General features: G+C 34.7%; 1 protein-coding gene. It reads left to right on the forward strand.

Going from position 1 to position 1,543, the window contains the following annotated elements:
• A partial coding sequence (locus tag CHB67_RS16980; protein ID WP_217900286.1) for a sodium/sugar symporter occupies positions 1-1,543 on the forward strand: 1,543 nt, incomplete at both ends.

Raw genomic sequence — 1,543 nt, forward strand, 5'->3', positions numbered from 1 at the left:
ATTTTGGATTTTGGGATTACCTCATTTTCGTAGCCTATGCAGTACTTATTTTAGGTGTAGGATTATGGGTTTCCAGAGATAAAAAAGGACATGAAAAAAATGCAGAAGATTACTTCTTAGCAAGTAAAAGTTTACCTTGGTGGGCTATTGGAGCAAGTCTAATTGCTGCAAATATTTCCGCAGAACAATTTATAGGAATGTCGGGTTCAGGTTTTGCACTTGGTTTGGCAATTGCTTCTTATGAGTGGATGGCAGCATTGACTTTAATTATAGTAGGAAAGTATTTTCTACCAATATTTATTGAAAAAGGATTGTATACCATTCCTGAGTTTGTAGAAAAACGATTTTCAACAAATTTGAAGACAATTTTAGCGGTTTTCTGGATTGCTTTATATGTATTTGTGAATTTAGCATCGGTATTGTATTTAGGTTCTTTAGCCTTAGAAACAATCATTGGAATTCCAATGGTGTATGGGGTTATAGGTTTAGGTTTATTTGCCGCAGCATATTCTTTATACGGTGGACTTTCAGCAGTTGCTTGGACCGATGTGATTCAAGTTGTGTTTTTAGTTTTAGGAGGTTTAGTAACCACTTATTTAGCCTTAAATACAGTGTCTGACGGACAAGGTGTTATTGAAGGACTTAAAACGGTTTATGCAGCAGCACCAGATCGTTTTGCTATGATTTTAGAAGAAGGAAATCCTGAATTTAAAAACTTACCAGGAATTGGTGTTTTAGTTGGTGGACTTTGGGTAGCAAACTTATATTATTGGGGTTTCAACCAATACATTATTCAAAGAACACTAGCAGCCAAATCATTAAAAGAATCTCAAAAAGGTATTTTATTAGCTGCAGGTTTAAAATTAATTATTCCTGTGATTGTTGTAATTCCTGGAATTGCAGCGTATGTTATGGTAAACGACCCTGAAATTATGGCTCGTTTAGGTGCTGCTGGGTTGAAAAACTTACCATCATTAGAACAAGCAGATAGAGCATACCCTTGGTTATTACAATTTTTACCAACTGGTATGAAAGGATTGGCATTTGCAGCTTTAGCAGCAGCAATTGTATCGTCTTTAGCTTCTATGTTGAATTCAACATCAACCATTTTTACAATGGATATTTACAAACAATACATCAATAAAAATGCAAGTGATAAACAAACAGTAAACGTTGGAAGATTATCAGCAGGTGTGGCTTTATTAATTGCGTGTATTATGGCGCCACTTTTAGGAGGTATCGACCAAGCATTCCAGTTTATTCAAGAATATACAGGGATTGTTTCTCCGGGTATTTTAGCTGTATTTATGCTAGGTTTATTCTGGAAGAAAACAACAAACAAGGCTGCAATTATTGGTGCTTTATCTTCTATCCCAATTGCAGTTGCATTTAAAGCTACAGCAATGCCTTGGATGGATCAAATGGGGTTAACGGCTGTATTAACAATGGTTGTAATTATAATTGTTAGTTTAATTCAGCATAAAGGAAAAGATGATGAAAAAGCAATTGAAATTACAAAGGAATTATTTAAAACAAGTCCGTT

Origin of the sequence: Lutibacter agarilyticus, assembly GCF_900188235.1 — a bacterium.
GTDB lineage: Bacteria > Bacteroidota > Bacteroidia > Flavobacteriales > Flavobacteriaceae > Lutibacter > Lutibacter agarilyticus.